The sequence below is a fragment of the Pseudomonas sp. TE3911 genome (assembly GCF_054062775.1).
Map to the genome: position 1 here is coordinate 2,630,146 of NZ_JBSSFP010000001.1, position 20,423 is coordinate 2,650,568.

General features: G+C 60.6%; 17 protein-coding genes and 1 pseudogene. 12 read left to right on the top strand and 6 right to left on the bottom strand.

Annotated features, from left to right (window positions below; translation table 11 throughout):
* Positions 1–2 precede the first annotated feature (2 nt).
* Positions 3–1,589 (bottom strand): RimK family protein, encoded by a 1,587-nt coding sequence (locus ACVWXD_RS12015; RefSeq protein WP_032886887.1) that lies wholly within the window; start codon positions 1,587–1,589, stop codon positions 3–5.
* Positions 1,590–1,683: 94 nt separating this feature from the next.
* Between ACVWXD_RS12015 and ACVWXD_RS12020 the strand changes: the two are divergent.
* Positions 1,684–2,133: pseudogene (locus ACVWXD_RS12020) on the top strand (GNAT family N-acetyltransferase); the annotation flags it as partial.
* Here ACVWXD_RS12020 and sfnG read toward each other — a convergent pair.
* Entirely contained in the window at positions 2,129–3,214 is a 1,086-nt protein-coding gene (gene sfnG, locus ACVWXD_RS12025) for a dimethylsulfone monooxygenase SfnG (protein ID WP_401380978.1), read from the bottom strand. The pseudogene ACVWXD_RS12020 and the gene sfnG overlap by 5 nt on opposite strands.
* Positions 3,215–3,480: 266 nt before the next feature.
* On the opposite strand from sfnG, the gene ACVWXD_RS12030 reads away from it, so the two are divergent.
* Positions 3,481–4,719 (top strand): acyl-CoA dehydrogenase family protein, encoded by a 1,239-nt coding sequence (locus ACVWXD_RS12030; RefSeq protein WP_457371057.1) that lies wholly within the window; start codon positions 3,481–3,483, stop codon positions 4,717–4,719.
* A gap of 127 nt (positions 4,720–4,846) precedes the next feature.
* Here the strand turns inward: ACVWXD_RS12030 and ACVWXD_RS12035 are convergent, their stop codons facing one another.
* Positions 4,847–5,632, bottom strand: coding sequence for a sulfite exporter TauE/SafE family protein (locus ACVWXD_RS12035; RefSeq protein ID WP_032886896.1), 786 nt, complete (start codon positions 5,630–5,632; stop codon positions 4,847–4,849).
* A gap of 193 nt (positions 5,633–5,825) precedes the next feature.
* On the opposite strand from ACVWXD_RS12035, the gene ACVWXD_RS12040 reads away from it, so the two are divergent.
* The 3 genes from ACVWXD_RS12040 (at position 5,826) to ACVWXD_RS12050 (ending at position 7,605) form a co-directional block, all read left to right on the top strand.
* Positions 5,826–6,347, top strand: coding sequence for a DUF3455 domain-containing protein (locus tag ACVWXD_RS12040; RefSeq protein ID WP_457371058.1), 522 nt, complete (start codon positions 5,826–5,828; stop codon positions 6,345–6,347).
* 62 nt (positions 6,348–6,409) lie between these two features.
* The gene (locus ACVWXD_RS12045) at positions 6,410–6,934 is read left to right on the top strand and encodes a sigma-70 family RNA polymerase sigma factor (protein WP_095185881.1); all 525 of its coding nucleotides are present in this window, start codon (positions 6,410–6,412) and stop codon (positions 6,932–6,934) included.
* Positions 6,931–7,605, top strand: coding sequence for an anti-sigma factor (locus ACVWXD_RS12050; RefSeq protein WP_032886901.1), 675 nt, complete (start codon positions 6,931–6,933; stop codon positions 7,603–7,605). The genes ACVWXD_RS12045 and ACVWXD_RS12050 overlap by 4 nt, the downstream gene beginning before the upstream one ends.
* On the opposite strand, the gene ACVWXD_RS12055 is transcribed toward ACVWXD_RS12050, so the two are convergent.
* On the bottom strand, positions 7,606–8,907 hold the full coding sequence (locus ACVWXD_RS12055; protein ID WP_457371059.1) for an ATP-binding protein: 1,302 nt from the start codon (positions 8,905–8,907) through the stop codon (positions 7,606–7,608). It abuts the gene before it with no gap.
* 3 nt (positions 8,908–8,910) lie between these two features.
* Entirely contained in the window at positions 8,911–9,612 is a 702-nt protein-coding gene (locus tag ACVWXD_RS12060; RefSeq protein WP_032886904.1) for a response regulator transcription factor, read from the bottom strand.
* 289 nt (positions 9,613–9,901) lie between these two features.
* Here ACVWXD_RS12060 and ACVWXD_RS12065 point away from each other — a divergent pair, with 289 nt between their 5' ends.
* The 7 genes from ACVWXD_RS12065 to ACVWXD_RS12095 all read left to right on the top strand — a co-directional run bounded on the left by ACVWXD_RS12065 (position 9,902) and on the right by ACVWXD_RS12095 (position 17,863).
* Complete coding sequence (locus ACVWXD_RS12065) at positions 9,902–11,059, top strand: efflux RND transporter periplasmic adaptor subunit (RefSeq protein WP_457371060.1); 1,158 nt, start codon at positions 9,902–9,904, stop codon at positions 11,057–11,059.
* Between the two features lie 13 nt (positions 11,060–11,072).
* Entirely contained in the window at positions 11,073–14,162 is a 3,090-nt protein-coding gene (locus tag ACVWXD_RS12070; protein WP_260367226.1) for an efflux RND transporter permease subunit, read from the top strand.
* Between the two features lie 87 nt (positions 14,163–14,249).
* On the top strand, positions 14,250–14,891 hold the full coding sequence (locus tag ACVWXD_RS12075; RefSeq protein WP_181643679.1) for a DUF1345 domain-containing protein: 642 nt from the start codon (positions 14,250–14,252) through the stop codon (positions 14,889–14,891).
* A 73-nt stretch (positions 14,892–14,964) separates the two neighbouring features.
* On the top strand, positions 14,965–15,804 hold the full coding sequence (locus ACVWXD_RS12080; protein WP_032887015.1) for an AraC family transcriptional regulator: 840 nt from the start codon (positions 14,965–14,967) through the stop codon (positions 15,802–15,804).
* 54 nt (positions 15,805–15,858) lie between these two features.
* A complete protein-coding gene (locus ACVWXD_RS12085) occupies positions 15,859–16,464 on the top strand; it encodes a LysE family translocator (protein ID WP_181643681.1) in 606 nt (201 codons plus the stop codon).
* A gap of 121 nt (positions 16,465–16,585) precedes the next feature.
* Positions 16,586–17,362 (top strand): hypothetical protein, encoded by a 777-nt coding sequence (locus ACVWXD_RS12090; protein ID WP_457371061.1) that lies wholly within the window; start codon positions 16,586–16,588, stop codon positions 17,360–17,362.
* A gap of 75 nt (positions 17,363–17,437) precedes the next feature.
* Positions 17,438–17,863, top strand: a complete 426-nt coding sequence (locus ACVWXD_RS12095) for a hypothetical protein (RefSeq protein ID WP_457371062.1) — start codon at positions 17,438–17,440, stop codon at positions 17,861–17,863.
* 82 nt (positions 17,864–17,945) lie between these two features.
* Here the strand turns inward: ACVWXD_RS12095 and ACVWXD_RS12100 are convergent, their stop codons facing one another.
* Complete coding sequence (locus ACVWXD_RS12100) at positions 17,946–20,213, bottom strand: autotransporter outer membrane beta-barrel domain-containing protein (protein WP_260367231.1); 2,268 nt, start codon at positions 20,211–20,213, stop codon at positions 17,946–17,948.
* Positions 20,214–20,423: the final 210 nt, after the last annotated feature.

A 20,423-nucleotide genomic window follows, 5' to 3' on the forward strand; every position in this document is an offset into this window, starting at 1 on the left:
CGTCACCACACCTGACCCTGGCGTTTCAGCTCCAGGCGCCGCACAAACTCTTCCAGCACCAGGCTGTAAAGGTCGTCCTGCAAGTAGGCATCTTCGATTCCAGCATCCAGGTTCGGGTTGTCGTTGACCTCGATCACCACCACCTTGTCGCCGGACTGCTTGAGGTCCACACCGTAAAGGCCATCGCCGATCAGGTTGGCGGTCTTCACCGCCAGTTCCACCACCGCCTTGGGCGCTTCATGGACGGCCAGGGTGCGGCATTCGCCGTTGATGGCCTGGCCGATGGCCTTGTGGTTATAGATCTGCCAGTGGCCCTTGGACATGAAGTACTGGCAAGCGAAGATCGGTTTGCGGTTGAGTACGCCGATGCGCCAGTCGTACTCGGTGTAGAAGAATTCCTGGGCCAGCAGCAGCACCGAATGCTCGAACAACTCGGCGGTGGCCTTGAGCAAGGCTTCCTGGCTTTCGACCTTGATCACGCCACGGGAGAAACAACCGTCGGGAATCTTCAACACCAGCGGAAACCCGAGGCGCTCGCCGACCCGTTCGAAATCTTCCGGTCGCTCCTTGTAGAGAATCTCGGTGGCGGGCATGCCCAGCTGATGGCTGTTGAGCAAGTCGGTGAGGTAGACCTTGTTGGTGCAGCGCAGGATCGACGCGGGGTCGTCCATCACCACCAGGCCTTCGCTTTCGGCTTTTTTGGCAAAGCGGTAGGTATGGTTGTCAACGCTGGTGGTCTCGCGGATCAGCAAGGCGTCGTATTCGGCCAGCCGCGCGTAGTCCTTGCGCTCGATCAGCTCCACATCGATGCCCAGGCCCTTGCCCACGCGGATGAAGTTCTCCAGGGCACGGGCGTTGGAGGGTGGCAGCTGCTCCTGTGGATCGTGCAGGATTGCCAGGTCGTAACGGGCCAGGCGCCGCGAACGGGGTTGGCGCCAGATCTTGCGGCTGAAGTTATCAAGGGCATGGGCGAACTGATCTTCCTGATCGTCACGCAACTTGTGCAATACGCCGGATTTCACCCCTTCGATATGCCAACCGTTATTCTTTCTGAATTCAACCAAGAGGATCGGACACGGGAATGTTTCAAACAACTGGCGGGCCAATTCCTGCAACGGTTCTATATTGGTCCTGCCGAAGTAAAGTGTAAGGGTAAACCCTTCGGTATTACTGTAGAGGTGATGACTCAAGGCTTTATCAAGGGTTTTATCCAGGTCATCCAGCGCCAGGCCGTACAGCGACTTCTTAGTCAGTTCGCTGATGGTGCGCACCGAAGGAATCACCTTGTGTCCGCGCGCTTCGGCCAGCAACGAGCAGTAGTAGCCGTGCCCCAGGTACTTGTAGCTGCGGCACAGGTTGATCACCTGCACACGCTTGCCCGTCTCGTTTTGCCGTGTTTGCTCAAGGTATTCCTGGGCGGTGACGATGTCTTCGCTGGGAAAGTAGGAGGCCCAATCTTCCTTGCGCTCAACAATAATCACCACTTGACTGTTACTTCGAGGCGACGCAGAAAAAAAGCCCTTCGAAGTTATTGTCGCCGCGACAATTTGCTCGGATACTTCACGCCAATGACCTTGTACCGCCGACATAATATTTGATCCGCTTTAGAGAACTCGACCTTTTCTATTAAGCACGATCTTTTAGGGAAGTCCCGTTTCGTTACGCAACTTTTACGGCGGTTATATGGCTCTTTTCTCTCGCGTTGCATTACCCGGTGATGTACCGGCATTGGTCGCATTGGAACAACAGTGTTTCACCAGTGACCGGCTCTCATCGCGCAGTTTTCACTGGATGATCAGCCGCGCCCACGGCCAGTTGCTGGTAGCGGAACAGGACGGGCAGTTGCTCGGTTATGCGCTAGTGCTGTTTCGTCGTGGCAGCGCGTTCGCGCGCTTGTATTCCATCGCCATTGCCGCCCACGCACGCGGCCTCGGGCTGGGCAGGCAGTTGCTCAGCCATGTCGAGGCCTGCGGGGTGACGCACGGGTGCGCGCACCTGCGCCTGGAGGTGCGCACCGACAACCCCGGCGCCCTTGCGCTGTATGAGCGCAATGGCTACCGGCGCTTCGCCCAGGTCAACGACTACTACGCAGACCACACCCCGGCCCTGCGCCTGGAAAAAACCTTGGTCAGGCCACCTGCTTGATCCCGGCCTTGGCTTCCAGCTCGCGTACCAGCGGCAATACGCGTTTGCCGAAGTACTCCACTTCTTCCTGGAAGTGCAGGAAGCCCGCCAGCACCAGGTCCACGCCTACGGCCTTGAGTGCAACGATGCGCTCGGCAATTTGCTGCGGAGTGCCGATCAGGTTGGTCTTGAAGCCATCGTTGTACTGCACCAGGTCTTCAAAGCTGGACTTGGCCCAGTTGCCCTCGCCTTCGGGTGACGCCTTGCCTGCTTGCTTGGCCGCGTCGCCAAAGGCATTCACGGCTTCCGGGTCGGCCTTGTCGATGATCTCTGCGAGCACGGCGCGGGCTTCTTCCTCGGTGTCGCGGGCGATGATGAATGCATTCACGCCGACTTTGACCGAGTGGTTATTTGCGGCAGCCTTGGTGCGAATGTCATCGACCTGGGCCTTGATGCCTTCCGGGGTGTTGCCGTTGGTGAAATACCAATCCGACACCCGCGCCGCCATGTCCCGCGCGGCCCGTGAACTGCCGCCCTGGAACACTTCCGGCTGGCCCAGCGGCTTGGGTTTGAGGGTGTAGTTGTTGAAACGGTAGAAGTCGCCATTGAAGGTAAAGTCGTCCTGGGTCCAGATGCCTTTGAGGGCGCGGATAAATTCCTCGGAACGGCGATAGCGCTCGTCGTGTTCCAGCCAGTGTTCGCCGATGGCCTGGAACTCGCCCTTGAACCAGCCACTGACGATGTTCACCGCAATGCGGCCGTTGGTGAGTTGGTCGATGGTCGCCAGTTGCTTGGCCGCCAGCGCCGGCTGCCAAGGGCCGGGAAGGATCGCGGCGATGACCTTGAGCTTGGTGGTCGCCGCCAGCAGCGCATGGCTGAACGCCACGGATTCATGCTGGTTCTCGGCGCCGTAGCCAGCGGTGAAGCGGATCTGGGTCAGGCCGTATTCGAAGCCGGCTTCTTCGGCCAATTGCGCCAGTTTACGGTTGTAGTCGATGCCCCAGTGGGTGCGTTGTTCGATCTTACTGACCACCAGCCCACCGCTGACGTTGGGCACCCAATAGGCAAATTTCACGGCTTGCTGACTCATCGAACGGTACCTCGTGCAAAAGGAATGTATCGAGGCTTGAGCAGCAAGCGTGCCAGTCAGAGGCAAAGGCCCATGCCATGGGCGTTGCGCCCAAAAAAACCCCCTCGGCGGGCGTGCAGGCACATGTCATGGATCACGCCGGTTTGTCGGAATGCTGTTGCTGGAGCAACAGTAATCAACGCAAATCCCCCGTAAACATTGGGCCACGAACCCGGCACGGACTGTGCAATCCCCCTTGCATTGACCACTGCCCCGGAGCCTTGCCCATGACCGAACATCACGTCATTAACCCGCTGTCCATCGGCTTCGATTACCCCACCTTGGCCGCGCGCTTCCGGCCGATCTTCCAGCGCATCGCCGACGGTGCGGTGCAGCGCGAACTCAGCCGTACCCTGCCCCATGAGCCGATCCAATGGCTCAAGGAGGCCGGTTTCGGCGCGGTGCGCGTACCGGTGGAATATGGCGGTGGCGGTGCTTCGCTGCCGCAACTGTTCGAACTGCTGATCGAACTGGCCGAAGCCGACTCCAACGTACCCCAGGCCCTGCGCGGGCATTTCGCCTTTGCCGAGGACCGCCTGAACGCGCCGCCGAGTGCCGGCCGGGACCTGTGGTTCAAGCGGTTTGTCGACGGCGATATCGTCGGCTGCGCCTGGACTGAAATCGGCAACGTGGCCATCGGTGATGTGGTTACCCAGGTCAGCCCCGACGGCGATAAGTGGAAGCTCAACGGTGAAAAGTTCTACAGCACCGGCAGCATTTTCTCTGACTGGATCGACGTGTACGCCCAACGCAGCGACACCGGCGGCGATGTGATCGCTGCGACCCGCGCACGCCAGCCTGGCGTGGTGCACAGCGACGATTGGGACGGCTTTGGCCAGCGCACCACCGGCAGCGGCACCTCGCGCTTTACCGATGCTGAAGTCGAGGCGGATAACGTCATCGACTTTGCCACCCGTTTCAAATACCAGACCGCGTTCTACCAACTTGTCCTGCTGGCCAGCCTCGCCGGTATCGGCCGTGCGGCGTTGCGCGATGTGGCCCACCAGGTGCGCAGCCGCAAGCGCATCTACAGCCACGGCAATGCCCAGCATGTGAGCCAGGATGCACAGATTCAACAGGTGGTGGGCGAAGTCGCGGCGCTGGTGTATGCCGCTGAGGCCAGCGCGTTAAGGGCGACATTGCCAGCGCAACGGGCTTACGTGGCGCGGTTTGGCGGGGATGACGCCGTGGAGCGCGAAGCCAACGTCGCCGCCGAAATTGAATCGGCCACGGCGCAGGTGGTGGTGTCGGAGTTGATCCAGCGGGCTACCAGCGAGTTGTTCAACGCACTGGGGGCTTCGGATGTGCGCCAGGGGAAAGCCCTTGATCGGCATTGGCGCAATGCGCGGACTGTGTCGTCCCACAACCCGGTGATCTACAAGGCGCGGATCGTGGGGGACTGGGTGATCAATGGCACCGAGCCGCCGTTTGTGTGGCAGATCGGCAATGGCCCGGCGAAAGCCTGAGGCTGAGCGGGGTCAAAACTGTGGGAGGGGGCTTGCCCCCGATGGCAGTGGGTCAGTCACTGTATTCAAAAACTGACCCACCGCTATCGGGGGCAAGCCCCCTCCCACATTGGATACTGCGCACGCCTCAGAAGGCCAGTTTGTAACCAACCGCCATTAACATGATCGCCAGGCACGGGCGAAGCACGCCGTCCGGGATCTTGCCGGTCATGTGGCTGCCGAAGTAAATGCCCGGCAACGAACCCATCAGCAGAAAGCCCAGCAGGTGCCAGTCCATATTGCCCATGCCGGCATGGCCCAGTCCGGCCACGAGGGTCAGGGGAACCGCGTGGGCGATCTCGGTGCCCACCAGGCGGCGCGTAGCCAGGAATGGATACAGGATAAACAGCGCCACAGTGCCCAGGGCGCCGGCGCCGATTGAAGTCAGGGCGACCATGGTGCCGAGGATGGCGCCGGTGACAACGGTCAAGCCGTTCAGGTTGCGCGGGTTCATGTGGTAGCTGTCGCCCGCGTGACGCTGGGCGAAGGCCAGCAGGCGTTGCTTGAACAGGATCGCCAGGGCCGTCAACAGCAACACGACACCGAGGGCTTGCTTGATGACCGCGTTCATCGCCGTAGGATCGGTATGCAAGGTGGCGAGAAACCACAGGGTCAGCAGCACCGCAGGCACACTGCCCAGGGTCAACCAGCCGGTGATGGTCCAATCGATGTTCTTGTTCTTGCTGTGTACCAGCACGCCACCGGACTTGGTGATGGCCGCGTACAACAGGTCAGTGCCCACAGCCGTGGCCGGGTTGATGCCGAACCACAACAGGATCGGGGTCATCAAAGAGCCCCCGCCGACACCGGTCATGCCCACGATAAAACCTACGATCAGGCCGGCAATTACGAAACCAAAGTTACCCACTTCCATTACAGCTACCCGCGGCCTTATAAATTTCTGGCGGCAGGATAGCGATTTTTCTTATAACGACTTATACCAATATGATCTGACTTTAGATCTTTTTCGCTTAATGCAATTTTTTTGCCGATCACTGCATCCAGTTGGCGTGCCCATGGGTAGTCCTTGCAGCAACCCTGCTGTTTCATCTAATGGAGAAACACCCATGAACGCTAAAGCCCTGCTCTGCCTCACCGGTTTGCTCGTTGCCAGCCCCGCCGCCTTTGCCCAGGCCGGTTTGCCGGACAGCATTAAAGTGCCGGACGGCCACAAGGTGGCGATGGAAACCACCGGTGTCGGCGAAATCACCTACGAGTGCCGCGACAAAGCCAACGTCGCTGGCCAGACCGAATGGACTTTCGTCGGCCCCAAGGCGGTGCTCAATGATCGCAGCGGCAAGCAGGTCGGCACCTACTTCGGCCCACCTGCCACTTGGCAAGCCAAGGACGGTTCGAAAATCACCGGCACCCAGCTGGCCGTGGCGCCATCGAGCCCGGGCAACTTGCCTTATCAACTGGTCAAGGCCAACCCGGCCGAAGGCAAGGGCGCGATGAGTGGCGTGAGCTACATCCAACGGGTCGCCCTTAAAGGCGGTGTAGCGCCGAGCACTGAATGCACGGTCGCCAACAAGGGCAAACAGGAAATGGTGAAGTACCAGGCCGACTACATCTTCTGGGCGGCCAACTGATCAAACTGCGCTACGCTGCCTGTGGCGAGCATGCTCGCCACAGGGGTTCAGCCATTTGAGGGATGTGCGTGTTTGATTACGAAGCCTGTCTGCTGGCCTGTGCCCGTGGCGACCAACGCGCCTTGCGCCGACTGTATGAGCAGGACAGCAGCCACTTGCTCGGCGTAGCCCTGCGTATCGTGCGTGACCGGGCGCTGGCCGAAGATATCGTGCATGACGCGTTTATCAAGATCTGGCGCGGCGCCGGCAGTTTCGACCCCAGCCGTGGTTCGGCGCGGGGTTGGGTGTTCAGCGTGACCCGACACTTGGCGCTCAACGTGGTGCGCAACCAGTACCGTGAGGTGCCGCTGGACGACGAACACGAGCACGTCACCGCGCCCACCGACACCTTTGAGTTTTCCGCGCGTTCCGGGCAGATCCACACCTGCCTGGAGCAGCTCGATCCGGCCCGCCGCACGTGCATCCTGCATGCGTATGTCGACGGCTATTCCCATAGCGAAATCGCTTCGAGGTTGGACACCCCCCTGGGGACCGTCAAAGCCTGGATCAAACGTAGCCTCGCCGCGCTGCGGGAGTGCATGGCATGAACAACCCCTTGGACGAACTGGCCAGCGAATACGTGCTGGGCACCCTGCCCGCTGAACAACGGGCCGACGTGGAACAACGCCTGCCCCACGATGCCGAGTTACGCGCGGCGGTGGATGCCTGGGAGCAGCGCCTGCTGCCCCTGACCGCGTTGGCGGAGCCGGTGCTGCCCTCGGCGCAGTTATGGCGGCGCATCGAACGTAACACCGCGACCCCGGACGCCGACGTACCGTGGTGGAACCTGCTGGCCTTGTGGCGCGGCCTGGCCGGTGCCGGGCTGGCGGCAAGCGTGGTGCTGGCGACGTTATTACTGACCCGCCCTCCTATCGCGGACCCCGCCTTTGTGGTGGTGCTGGTGGCCCCCCAAAGCCAGGCGCCCGGCTGGGTGATCCAGGCCAGCAACAATCAGCAGATTCAGTTGATCCCGTTGGGCGTGATGGAAGTCCCAGCGGACAAGGCGCTGCAGTTCTGGACCAAGGGTGATGGCTGGCAAGCTCCCGTGTCCCTGGGGCTGGTCAAGCCGGGGCAAACCCTGTCGCTGCCGCTGGACAGGCTGCCGCCGCTGTCGCCTAACCAATTGTTCGAACTGACCCTGGAAGACCCGAGCGGCTCGCCGACCGGCAAACCCACCGGGCCGATCCAGGCCATCGGCCGCGCGGTCAAGGTGCTCTGATCAACCGAGGCTGGGCAGCCACACGCGAAACCGCACACCACCCAACGGCGACGCCTGGGCGGTCAACGTCCCGCCCTGGGCTTCCAGGGCGCGGCGGCTGATCGCAAGACCCAGGCCGAAGCCGCCGGTGCTGCGGTCGCGGCTGCGGTCGAGGCGATAGAACGGTTCGAAGATACGTTCACGCTGGTCCAACGGGATGCCAATGCCATCGTCATCCACCCAGATTTCACAGCCCTTGGGACACACCTTGACCCCCACCTGGATGCGCTTGTCGCAGTAACGCGTGGCGTTACGCAGCAGGTTCTGCAAGGCACGGGCGGTGAGGCGCGGGTCGAGACTGAAGCGTTCTACAGCGCAATCAAGCACGACATCGATGACGATCTCGGGGTTTTCCAGCTCGTCGTCGACGCTGCCCAGCACGCTGTCGATAAACTCATCGAGCACCACCTCGACCCGCTCCGGCAATTGCGCCGGGTTTTGCAGGCGGCTGTAGGAGAGCAACTCCAGCACCAATTCATCCAGCTCACGAATATGCGCCACCAGGCCGTGCAGACGTTCGCGACTGGCCTCGGGCAAGTCTTCGGACAGCGCAAGGGCCAGGCCGAAATCCAGGCGCGTCAACGGCGTGCGCAGTTCATGGGAGACGGCGTTGAGCAGGTCTCGCTGTTGGTTGAGCAGGTGTTCGATGTCGTCGGCCATGGTGTCGAACACTGCCGCCAGGCTGCCGATGTTGGAGCTGGGCGGAATACGGGTGCGCTCGGCCAGGTTGCCCTTGCCGAGTTGAGCGGCGGTGCTTTTCAGGCGTTCCAGATCACGCCAGTGCGGGCGCAGCCAGAACAGCAGGCAGGCGAGCAACGCCGCGCCGATCAGCACATTCATCGACCAGTACAGCAGGTTCATGTCCAGCGGGTCTGGCGGGATGGTCAGCTTGACCACGAACTGCTGGTTGAGCGGCGAGCTGATCTCTTCCATCCAACCCCATTCTCCCAGGCGAATCACCGGCTTGCCCTGCTCCAGCAGCTTGGCTTCTTGCGGGGTATAGCTGGCGTCCTGACGCAGCAGCAGTTGCACTTTGAGCGGCGCAAAGTCGCGGCCCAGTTGCTCGGTGACCTGGGACCAACGCTCCACCGGCGCACGCAGGTATTGCTTGACGATGAGGGTTTGCTGGCCACGGGACTGCTCAATGTTGTAATCCAGGTAACGGTGTTCGAACAGCTGAATGACCAGTTTGGGAATCAGGTAGATCGCCGCACTGTAGGTGACGATGGTGATCAGGTAGAGGCGCAGCAGTACACGAAACATGGCTCAGCATTCCCACTCGGAACGGCTGAACAGGTAGCCCTTGCCCCACACGGTCTTGATCTTGCGCGCCTCGCCGGCATGGTCGTCGAACTTGCGGCGCAGCTTGGAGATGGCCACGTCTACCGAGCGGTCGGTGCCGTTGAACTCGATCCCGCGCAGGCGTTGCAGGATCTGGTCGCGGCTGAGCACTTCACCGGCATGCCGCGCCAACACCACCAGCAGGTTGTATTCGCCGCTGGACAGCTCCACCGGCTGCTCACGCCACACCACGGTGCGCTCCGACAGGTCGATGCACAGGTTGCCCATGTGGATCTGATCGTTGGCCACCTGGGGCTCCGACAAACTGCTGCGCCGCAGCAAGGTGCGCACGCGGGCCAATAGCACGCGCGGCTCGCAGGGTTTGGTCACATAGTCGTCGGCGCCCATTTCCAGACCCAACACCTGGTCGTGGCTGTCGTCGCGAGCGGTGAGCATCAGGATCGGCAGCCCTGCCGAATCGGCGCGCAGCAGGCGGCACACTTGCAGGCCGTCGAGCCCCGGCAGCATGAGGTCGAGGATCACCAAGTCCGGCGGATTGAGGCGTGCGCGTTCCCGTACGTGGTCGCCACGGCTGAGCACACTGACGTGATAGCCATTGCGCTCCAGGTAGCTGGCAATCAGCTCCGAGAGTGCGGCGTCGTCTTCCACCAGGAGGATGTTGGGCATGAAGGTGTTTCCAAAAAATACAGTGATAGGTCGTACACAAATCCAATGTGGGAGGAGGCTTGCCTCCGTTGGCGGTGCTTCAGATGCAGAGTCGTTGACTGATTCACCGCCACCGGGGGCAAGCCCCCTCCCACATTGGATCGTCAGTTTTTGCAAGGTTGTGCAAGGATATACGCCCTCGGCGCCCCGCGCGCCGCACCTTACATTTCTTCACAGACCACCTACACAGCTTCACAGCACCGCGGCGCAGGTGAACTTAGGATGCGCCAGTCACTATTGGGATAAGAGCATGTCGAAGAATCTGTTTGCGCCGTTTTGCCTGTTGGCCCTGACGCTGGCCCTGAGTGCTTGTGACAAATCAGCCGCCGAAGCGCCGGAAATGCCCCTGGCCAAAGTGCGCATCGAAACACTTGAGGCCAAGCCTCTGTCCATCACCAGCGAGCTGAGCGGACGCATCGCCGCGCCGCGTGTGGCCGAAGTGCGCGTGCGGGTGGCCGGCGTGGTGATGCAGCGGGTATTCAAGGAAGGCCACGACGTCAAACAGGGCGACGTGCTGTTTCGCATCGACCCGGCCCCGTTCAAGGCCGATCTCGACAGCGCCCAGGCCAACCTGAGCAAGGCCCAAGCCAACGCGTTCCAGGCACGCCTGCAAGAGCAGCGCTACAGCCAATTGGTGGAAGGCAACGCCATCAGCGGCCAGGACTACGACAACGCCCGCGCCAACCTGCGCCAGACCAACGCCGAAGTCGCCGCCAATAAAGCCGCCGTCGAACGCGCCAAGTTGAACCTGGGATATGCCACTGTGACGGCCCCAATTTCCGGGCGTATTGGCCGGGCGCTGGTGACCGAAGGCGCACTGGTCGGCCAGAACGAGGCCACGCCCCTGGCGATCATCCAGCAACTGGACCCGATTCACGCTGACCTCACTCAATCCACCCGCGAACTGAACGACCTGCGCCGCGCCTTTCGCGCCGGCAGCTTGAAGCAGGTCGGTCAGGACCAGGCCAAGGCCACGCTGATCCAGGACGACGGCAGCCTGTATCCGCTGCCGGGCAAATTGCTCTTCGCCGACATCAGCGTCGACCCCGGCACCGGGCAGATCATTCTGCGCAGCGAGTTCCCCAACCCGGACCTCGACCTATTGCCCGGCAGCTTCGTGCGAGTGCGCCTGGAGCAAGCGGTCGACAAACAAGGCATCAGCGTGCCGCAACGCGCTATCAGCCGTGACAGTGCTGGTATCCCGATGGTGCTGCTGGTGGATGCCGAGCAGACCGTCAGCCAGCAACCGGTGCAATTGGGTGCGGTGATCGACGATCGCTGGATCGTCAGCAGCGGCCTCAAGCCCGGTGATCGCATCGTCGTCGAAGGCCTGCAACACGCGCGCCCCGGTGAAAAAGTCCAGGTAGACGACAGCCCGACGCCACTCGCTCAGGCTTCCGGCCAATAAGGATTATTCGACCATGCCGCAGTTCTTTATTGACCGCCCGATCTTCGCGTGGGTGGTTGCCCTGTTTATCCTTCTGGCCGGTTTACTCGCCATCCCGCAGTTGCCGGTGGCCCAGTACCCCAACGTGGCGCCGCCGAAAGTCGAGATCTACGCGGTGTACCCCGGTGCCTCGGCCCAGACCCTGGATGAAAGTGTGGTCAGCCTGATCGAGCAGGAGCTTAACGGCGCCGATCACTTGCTGTACTTCGAATCCCAGAGCAGCCTGGGTTCGGCCACCATCACCGCCACCTTCCAACCCGGCACCGACCCGGAAATGGCCCAGGTCGATGTGCAGAACAGGCTCAAGGCCGTGGAGCCACGCCTGCCCCAGGCGGTGACCCAGCAAGGCTTGCAGGTAGAAAAAGTCTCCGCGGGTTTCCTGCTGCTGGTGACCTTGACCTCCAGTGACGGCAAGCTCGATGACGTAGCGCTCAGCGATTACCTGGCGCGCAACGTAATGAACGAACTCAAGCGCCTGGACGGCGTGGGCAAGGCGCAGTTGTACGGCGCCGAACGGGCCATGCGCATCTGGATCGACCCGCAGAAGCTGATCGGTTTCAACCTGACCCCGGCCGACGTCAACAACGCGATCAGCGCGCAGAACGCCCAGGTTTCCGCTGGCAGTATTGGTGATTTGCCGGGCACCAAGACCCAGGAAATCACGGCGGCTATCCTGGTCAAGGGCCAGCTTTCCACCCCGGCGGAGTTCGCCGACATCGTGCTCAAGGCCAATCCGGACGGTTCCACCGTTCGCGTCGGCGACGTGGCGCGGGTAGAAATCGGCAGCCAGGAATACCAGTTTTCCACGCGCCTGAACGGCAAGCCATCCACCGCCGTCAGCGTGCAACTGGCGCCCGGTGCCAACGCGCTGAACACCGCGACCCTGGTGCGGGCAAAGATGGATGAGCTGTCACGCTACTTCCCGGCCAATGTGGAATACAAGATTCCGTACGACACCTCGCCCTTCGTCAAAGTCTCGATCACCAAGGTGGTCTACACCTTGCTGGAGGCCATGGCGCTGGTGTTTGCGGTGATGTTCCTGTTCCTGCAGAACGTGCGCTACACGCTGATCCCCACCCTGGTGGTGCCGATTGCGCTGATGGGCACCTTTGCCACGATGCTGTTGCTGGGTTTCTCGATCAACGTGCTGACCATGTTCGGCATGGTGCTGGCCATCGGCATTTTGGTGGACGATGCGATTGTGGTGGTGGAGAACGTCGAACGGATCATGGTCACCGAGGGCCTCTCGCCCAAGGACGCAACGAAGAAAGCCATGGGCCAAATCACTGGCGCCATCGTCGGCATTACCCTGGTGCTGGTGGCGGTGTTCCTGCCGATGGCGTTCATGGCGGGCTCAGTGGGGGTGATTTACCAGCAGTTCTCGCTGTCGATGGCCACTTCGATCCTGTTCTCGGCATTCCTCGCCCTGACCTTGACCCCGGCCTTGTGCGCCACCCTGCTCAAGCCGATAGCCAAGGGCGAGCACCATGCCAAGGGCGGTTTCTTCGGCTGGTTCAACAAACGCTTCGAGCAACTCACCGACCGCTATGAAGGCTGGGTGGCCTATGCCCTCAAGCGCAGCGGCCGCTACCTGCTGATCTACCTGGTGCTGCTGGTGGGCCTGGGCCTGATGTTCATGCGCCTGCCCGCCTCGTTCCTGCCGGTGGAAGACCAGGGCTACACCATCACCGATATTCAGCTGCCGCCGGGCGCGAGCAAAAACCGCACGGTGCAGGTGGCCGAGCAGATCGAAGCGCACAACGCCGAGGAGCCTGGAGTGGGTGACACCACCATGATCATGGGCTTCAGCTTCTCCGGTTCGGGGCAGAACGCCGCGTTGGCGTTTACCACCTTGAAGGATTGGTCCGAGCGCAGCAGCGAGGATTCGGCCGCATCGATTGCTGAGCGGGCCAATATGGCGTTCAGCGAATTGAAAGACGCGATTGCGTACTCAGTGCTGCCACCACCAGTGGACGGCCTGGGCACGTCCAGCGGTTTCGAGTTCCGCCTGCAGGACCGCGCTGGCGTCGGCCATGCCGCGTTGATGGCAGCGCGCACCGAGTTGCTGGCGGCAGCCGAGAAAAGCCCGATCCTGGCCAACGTGCGCGAAAGCGCCCTGGCCGAAGCGCCGCAAGTGCAGCTGGAAGTGGACCGTAAGCAAGCCAACGCCTTGGGCGTGTCGTTTGCGGATGTGGGTAATGTGCTGTCGTCGGCGATTGGCTCGGCCTACGTCAACGACTTCCCCAACCAGGGCCGCATGCAGCGCGTGGTGGTGCAAGCCGAAGGCGACCAGCGCAGCCAGGTGGCGGACCTGATGAAAATCAACGTGCGTAATAACGCCGGAAAAATGGTGCCGCTGTCGGCATTTGTCGAAGCCAAATGGACCCAAGGCCCGGCGCAACTGACGCGGTATAACGGCTACCCTGCCATCGCCATTTCCGGCGAGGCGGCCCCCGGGCACAGTACCGGCGAGGCGATGGAGGAAATCCAGCGCCTGGTCAGCCAACTGCCAGCGGGCCTGGGTCAGGAATGGACCGGGCTGTCGTTGCAGGAACGCTTGTCCGGCGCACAGGCACCGATCCTGCTGGGCCTGTCGCTGCTGATCGTGTTCCTGTGCCTGGCCGCGCTGTATGAAAGCTGGTCGATCCCGACCTCGGTGTTGCTGGTGGTGCCACTGGGCGTGCTCGGCGCGGTATTGGCCGTGACCTTGCGCGGCATGCCCAACGATGTGTTTTTCAAGGTCGGTTTGATCACCATCATCGGCCTGTCGGCGAAGAACGCGATTTTGATCATCGAGTTCGCCAAGGACCTGTATGACCAGGGAGAAGACCTGATCGAAGCCACGTTGAAGGCTGCGCGCTTGCGCCTGCGGCCGATCATCATGACCTCGCTGGCGTTTATTCTCGGCGTGGTGCCATTGGCGATTGCCACCGGGGCCAGTTCGGCAAGCCAGCAGGCGATTGGTACGGGCGTGATTGGCGGGATGATTACCGCGACGTTGGCAGTGGTGTTCGTGCCGGTGTTCTTTGTGGTGGTGATGAAGCTGGTGCGCAAAAAGCGCTGATGCGAACAGCCGGCGGGTTGTAGCGAGCAACCCGCTCGCTACAAAAAATGCGCTAAGGTGCTAACAGGTAACCATCTGTGAGCTGCCATGCCCTTCCTCGCCCGTACCCACCCTCGCCTCTCCGCCGCCGCCGTACTGGGTATTGCCGCAGGCATCCTGATGCCCGCCGAAACACTCATCAGCAAAATCCTGATCGGCTGGAACGCTGGGGTCTGGACCTACCTGGTGCTGATGCTGTGGCTGACCAGCCGCGCCAAGGCCGAAGACGTCAAACGCATCGCCGAAGTCGAGGACGAAAACGCCGGGCTGGTGCTGTTCATGGTGTGCATCGCCGCCATCGCGAGCCTGGCGACCATTACTTTCGAATTGGTGGGCAGCAAGGAGTTGGCCACCGGGCAACGCCTGTTGCACTACGGTTTCACCGGGCTGACGGTCATCGGCTCATGGCTGCTGATCGGGGTGATTTTCAGCGTGCATTACGCCCGGCTCTATTACACCTGGGCAGGCAAGGAGCCGGCGCTGCGTTTCGCCGAAGGGTTGCTCACGCCCAACTACTGGGACTTCCTGTACTTCTCCTTCACCATCGGCGTGGCCGTGCAGACCTCGGATGTGGGCGTCGCCACCCGTGGCCTGCGCAAGGTTGTACTGGCGCAGTCGTTGATCGGGTTTCTGTTCAACACCGCGATACTGGGGTTCTCGATCAATATCGCCGCCGGCCTGTTCGGCTAGCCTTGCACAAACCTTCTAGACGCTCTTTAGCGGATGGGCGCCAATAGCCTCACTTATTCCTCAACGGTGATGTATGGCCGCGCACAATTGGATCGACCTGTCTCAGGACGCCGACACTGGCATCGAGACCCTGCGCGCGCATTTTGAAGGCCATGCCTATGACCCCCATTGGCATGACAGCTACCTGATCGGCGTCACCGAACAAGGCGTGCAGCAATTCAACTGCCGCCGTGCCCGCCACAACAGCGTGCCCGGCCAGGTTTTTTTGGTGGAGCCTGGCGAAGTGCATGACGGCGACGCGCCCACGGCGGACGGCTTCACCTACCACATGCTGTACCTCGACCCACAGTGGCTGGCGCGGGAAGTGAGTGCGGTATTTGAAGAAGCGCCGGTCAACAGTCAATTGGGCTTCGCCAGCACCCTGGCCAACGACCCACGCCTGGCGCTCTCCACTAGCCAAGCCTTCCAGACACTGCACAGCGGTGAACTGCGCATCGTGCGGCAACGGGCAATGGACCACTTGCTGGAATGCCTCACCGACCAACTCTACTGGCGCACCCGCTACCGCGAAGATCCGCGCCTGCCGCGGGTGGCCCACAAGGCGCGGGAATACCTGCATGACCACCTGCATCAGGACGTGGGCATGGACGAACTGGCCCTGGCCTGCGGCGTCGACCGCTTTCGTCTGAGTCGCGCCTTCAAAAGCGCTTTCGGCCTGCCGCCCCATGCCTACCTGGTGCAACTGCGCCTGGCCCGCGCGCGCCACTTGCTGGGCAAGGGCGCGCAACCGGCCGATGTGGCGATTGCCTTGGGCTTCGCCGATCAAAGTCACTTGGGCCGCTGGTTCGTGCGCGCCTATGGCCTGACACCGGCGGCGTACCGCAAGCGCTGCTCAAACGTTCCAGACAGCTAAGTCACGGGCTTGCAAGGATGGACACCACTGATCTGTTCACTGGAGTCCCGTCCCATGCTGTCTACCTTACTGCCCTTCGCGTTATTTGCCTTCGTCGCCTCCATTACGCCCGGCCCCACCAACATCCTGGTGCTGAGCAACAGTGCCCGCTATGGCCTGCGAGCGGCATTGCCGATCATCCTCGGGGCTTGTGCCGGTGCAGCGGGCATTGTGCTGATAGTGGGTTCGGGGTTCGGTGAGTCGCTGATTCATCTGCCCAAGGTACAAGCCACCCTGCAGTGGGTCGGCGTCGCATGGCTTAGCTACCTCGCCTGGCAGATTTTCAGTGCGCCCGCCCAGGCCGTTGAGCGCGATGCATCCCACAAGCGCCTGGGCCTGCTCGGCGCCGCCAGCTTGCAACTGGTCAACCCCAAGACCTGGATGATGGCGTTGGCGGTGGTCAGTGTGTTTGCGGGGCAAGGAGACGGGCGTCAGGCGCATGTGCTGGCCCTGTCCCTGATGTTTTTTGTAGTGTCCCTGCCGTGTCTTGGCATGTGGGCGGTGCTGGGCGCCGGATCGACCCGGCTGCTGGGCTCGGCCAGGGCCATGCAACGGTTCAATCGGTTAATGGCGATCTTATTGCTGGTGTCGGCCTGGATGAGTGTGTGGACACAGGGCTAGAACCGACGAATGGCAGAGCGAACCTGTTAGTTCTGACAGTTGCCAACCCTGCTCTTATAGCGCGCAATAGCTTCACCCACAGGGATTCATCGGAGCTGGCGAGATGCCTGGACAGAGTACGTTGATCAACAATTTGCTGCGCAACGGCAACTTCAGCAAATTTGGCGCCGACTGGACCACGCAAGACAGCGTGGACTACTCACGCCAGTATTGCCGCGTACTCACCGGCCAGGCTTCCCAACTCATTGACGCCAGTGCCGAAACAACCTATCTGCTCGAGTTCTGGAGCCAGGTCCTGTTTAAAGGTAACGGCACGCTTTCTATCCGTTCCAACGTGCCCGGTGCCGACTTGGAAGTTGAGCTCAACGACTTCCATGTTTGGAGATGGCAGCAAATCAGCTTCACCACTCCACCGGCGACAACCCTCCTCACCGTGGCTATCACCGGCACCAGCGGAGAAGTGTGCGTCGACGAGATGCAACTGACTCTGGATACGGGCATCCCGCCCCGACCTGAGTTGGTGCTTAACGGGGATTTCTCCAACAACATGGATCACTGGAACACCGAAGGCTCCCCGATCGGCTCCCGCACTCATTTTGACGGAAATACCCTGGAGTGCGCCCTGGGCGGCCGTGCCCGGCAAACCGTCCCTGTCACCGGAGGAAACACCTACGAATTTTCCTTTCGCTCGCGCAGTGATTTTGGCGGGCATGGGTTCTGCCGATTCGAAGTAGAGCCATCCGGCACGTTTGCGGAAATTCGCGTAGATGCGTCGAGCTGGACCACCTATCCAGCGGAGCTGGCGATGCCCGCCAGCGCTACCGCGCTAACCATCATTCTTATTGGCATTGATGGCGCAGAATTTTTCGATGATGTCTCGTTGAGACGCAAAGCTTGAGCCTATCCGCAACCACTGCGCCTCCATCCAGGACGTGAACCGGAGTCGCGATCACTATGTAGAGGAGATGTCGCCATGACAGCCGTTCAAGAAATACTCACCCCAAAATCATCCCAAGAGCTTAATCATTTCAAAGGAACAATCGACGGGAAGGACTTTACTGCCACAGCGTTTTCCATCTCCAAGACAGCGGACCGATGGACTGTTTCCGGCACTCAAGTCGTCGTTCCGGGTCTCGTCCGTCATAAAATCCAGCTTTCGTTTCCGACGACTTTAACGGAAGGCGTTTACAAACTGGAAGACGAACGTCATCAGATTAGGCTGACCTATACAACAGATGACTTGTTGGACCCCATCTTCATACGCGGTGCTACAGGCCTCATTGACTTGACCACCATAGACCCAGCCAATGATCACGTTGAAGGCGGATTGCTAAACATCCTCACACACGATGATGGAAATCCTGTCTCTACCATCACTGCGTTGTTCAGGGTGCGTTGAGCCCTGAGCGATAACCAAAAGCCACCGCCCAGACACCCAAAAAGGAAGCCGAAGCTTCCTTTTTGGATTACCGCACAGGCTTTTACCAGCTATAGCGCAACCCCACGTTTACGCCCCACGGTTGATCTACATGCTTGCCTTGGCTGTGTTCAAAGTCGCCATGCAACTGCAGGTTCTGCGAGAGCGACACCGCCACACCCGCGCCAAACTCGGCACGCGAGCCCGACAGATCATTCTTGAAGACTTGGCCGTTCACCCGCGCTTTGTTATCGCTGGCAAACTCGTGGGCCACTGCAGCGCGAAGATACGGCTGAACCACACTGCCGTCATTCATGATGAAATCGCGGCCTACCGTCACACCCAATTTACCCAGCACAGACTGAGTATTTTCACCTTTTGCCTGGAGGCCGTTGTCCAGATCATACTTCTTGCCCTTGACCACCACCGTAGAGGCCTGAGCAAAGGGCTCAATGAAGAACGCGTCATCCAGTTTGATGTGGCGCCCCACTTCCGCCGACGCACCAATACCGTTGGTTCCGTACTTGCCTTTAGCCTGGGCACCATCGCTCATGCCGACCTTGGATTCGTTCTCGAAGCGGTTGGCTTTGACCACACCGTCGAAGTAGTAACCGCTGTCCGCATCCATCCACGTTGCATAGAGACCGGCGTAGTAGCTTTTCACTGTTCCGGAGGTGCCACGGCTCAAGTCCAGGTCCGAGGTGCTGTGCCCCGCCATGACACCGACCAGCCAATTGCTGTCTTCGCTCAGCGGTGTATCTGCACCGAGGGAGAACCCGCGCTGAGTCTGTTTGAAACCCGTACCGTTGGCATCAGAGACTGTGTATTTATTGCCATAACTACGAATCCAACCGCCGGCCTGGGCATCATTGTGCCGCAATTCGCCCATGCGACTGCGCAACGAGGTCATCTCGCCGTACCACACGGTAGGCGCGGTATTGAGCAGCGCCAGTACCGAACGCGTGCCCGGGCTGATAGTGCGTGCGCTGGGGTCGAGAAACCAGTCGTTGCCATCCTGCTTAAGGCCATAAGACCAGGCACCGATATCCACGGCCCCCCCCGCCAGAGAGAACTCCGCGTCGCCGCCACCGGTATGCACGATGTGCACGTCACCGGGGGAAACAGGTTCCAAACCACTGCTGGCCACTAACAAACTGTGTTGGCCGGTAGCTTCCCCGGTGATATTCAGGAAATCGTTCGAGCCGACCGCAAAGTCGGCGCCCATCACGAACGTGCCGTTACCACTGAGGGTGTCCAGGTTCAACTGGTAAAACGCATCGGTCTCACCGAATTTCACCGTACCGCCAGCGAGTTCCAGGTCCCCCACCAAGCTGTCACCGGTCAGGTTCCAGAACGACCCATCAGCAATGCTCAACGTGCTGACGTTCAACAAAGCGCCCGTCAACGATGCGTTGTTGTGCAAATTCAAGTTGGCATTGCTGCCAGCTTCAACGATGACATTGCCGTTCAAGTGGCTGTTATTGACGTTCATATTGGCCGTCGCACCACCGGTCACTTCCAGCAGGTTGCCGTTGCCGCCGATCAATTGAGAGCCGTTGTTCACCTCGATGGTTGCCGTCGGCACCCGACCCGGCAAGCCGGCGACCAGAATTGCCGCGCCGGTTTGACCTTCGACTGTCGTCTGATCCAGGACCAGTGAGCCATCTTGAGTGGTTCCGGCCACACGGGTAAGACGAACCCCATTTTGCTCACCCAACAGCACACTATTCTGGGCAAACGCAGAGCCGCCGATTAACAACACGCCGGTGCTGCCGACGGCAGTCCCTTGTACCAGGGAATCCTGCAAATACAGTTCACTGAATTGAGTCGCCGATGCACCCGCTTGTGCGCCCTTTATCGTGCTGTGACTGACGTCTGCACGAGAACCATCCGGCGTCGAGCTATAACGATTGAGTACCAGGCCGATAGATTGGGCACTTTCCAGATGGCTGCCGGAAATGGTCGCGCTGCCGTTGGTCAGCTCCATCGCTGACGCGCCCGCAGCACTGGCTTTAACAGTCGCGGCGTCCAGGCTCACAGTGGAACCTTCCTGGGCAACAATACGTTCAATGGCGCTGCCACTATTCACGGTCAATTGCGCACCCAGGCTAAGGATGGCACCGGTAGTTGCTCCGTTGACGGTCAGGCTGGAGCCGGCCTGCAGCGCCCAGTTTTTTACTGCCTCTCCAGACTCAATAACTTTGGATTCACCTGGGGCGACGACTTCCTGACTTGCCTGGCTTTGTACCGATACGCCCAGCAACAGGCCCAGTGAAGACACCTTGACAGCCGCACTTATGGGGGAAAGTTTAAAAAAATACTTGATGGACATGCTGTAACACTCGCTCTAACTAAATGCCATGAATCAGTGGCATGACTCGTTCCGAAGGAGTGGAGCCAGACCTGTAGAGGCCGCGAGGTTATAGTTGGGGGAGGTAGGCGTAAGTAGGATAAATCTGAAGAGCGCAGAAGAACTGAGTGGTGCAACCGTAGTAAAAAGCACCGAGACACATCATGTCTCGGTGCTTGTCGCACGCCTTGG